The 1,157-nt window shown below is 43.2% G+C and carries 1 protein-coding gene; it reads right to left on the reverse strand.

Annotation, left to right across the window (positions count from 1 at the left end; translation table 11 throughout):
- A partial coding sequence (locus LRP50_RS25275; protein WP_274167156.1) for a hypothetical protein occupies positions 1-1,069 on the reverse strand: 1,069 nt, incomplete at its 3' end.
- Positions 1,070-1,157: the final 88 nt, after the last annotated feature.

The raw sequence follows: 1,157 nt of genomic DNA on the forward strand, positions 1-1,157 counted from the left end.
CACCAGCTTCGAAATGTTTCATTATTACTGCTTTTTGCGCTAGTAACTCTTCACTGGGTTTTTTCCATTTTTCTTTTGGGAGTGGTTTTGACCATTCATTGATATTTTCTGGCAATGGCTTTTTATTCAATTTATCAGTCCACTCTGAAACCATGTATGGGATCTTCCAGCATGCGAGAATATGATAGAAATAATATGAAAATAAGGTGAAATACGAGTCTGCCGGATCGGTGAATTTGAATGATACCCACTTTCTCGGACCTTTTAGGAATTTAGACCAGATACGTTTCCGTTCTGCATCAAACATGGCGCGGTCTTCTTTGACAAACGGAAGAGGTTTTGGCCACTTCTTTTTAGGTTCATCCATGTATATGCGCATGGTTTCCCATTTTCTTTGAGCCTCACCGACTGAGTAGACGGGTTGGCGTAAAAGCCAATAATCTTTGCCGTCAGGTGTAGGAATGGCCATGCCGAATGTATAGGTTGTCATGACGTTGGTGCCCGTTGTGCCTCTTGTTAAAGCAACCCAAGAAACCACTTGCTCCCAAGGTGCGATCACTGGGGTATTGCTACCATCTGGGTAATAGCATATTTCGCGGCGTTGGCGATGAAAGCGAATGGGGCGTTGGCGTGCATAATCGAACGACGTTTTGATGGTGACGAACCATACCACTCCACCGAATATGGCATAAAATATATAAAGGACAGTCTCTAATTCACTAAAACCTCTGAGAAACTCATCGAGATACGGACCACCTGTAATATTACTATTCGAATAGGCAACACAGACAAGCACAATGAAAGTGAAAAGGCCGACGGCATTAACGCATATATGCCCCAGTTGAACTTGAAATGCTTTGCCTTGGCAACGTGCGCCAATGTCCATATAGGTATCATTGATGTCGAGTATTTCTGAAGACGGTACAAGGTCATCGTCTTTAACAAAATAGGCAGGCATTGGCTTTGGTGAAAAAAAGACGGCTTCCCCTGAAAGAAACTTTCGGCGTTCGCCTGCGTAAGGTTCTTGTTGCTTTAAGTCGAGTTCTTGGTTTTTCTTTTTTCTGAACATGTTAATCCGTCGCCATGATAATGTGTTGGGTGTTTATCTCCCTTGGGTAAATAGGCAACCCAAGTATTAGAGGCTCATTGGGCTGACT

This window comes from Enterovibrio gelatinilyticus (assembly GCF_028683095.1).
In the GTDB taxonomy this organism is placed as follows: Bacteria; Pseudomonadota; Gammaproteobacteria; order Enterobacterales; family Vibrionaceae; genus Enterovibrio; species Enterovibrio gelatinilyticus.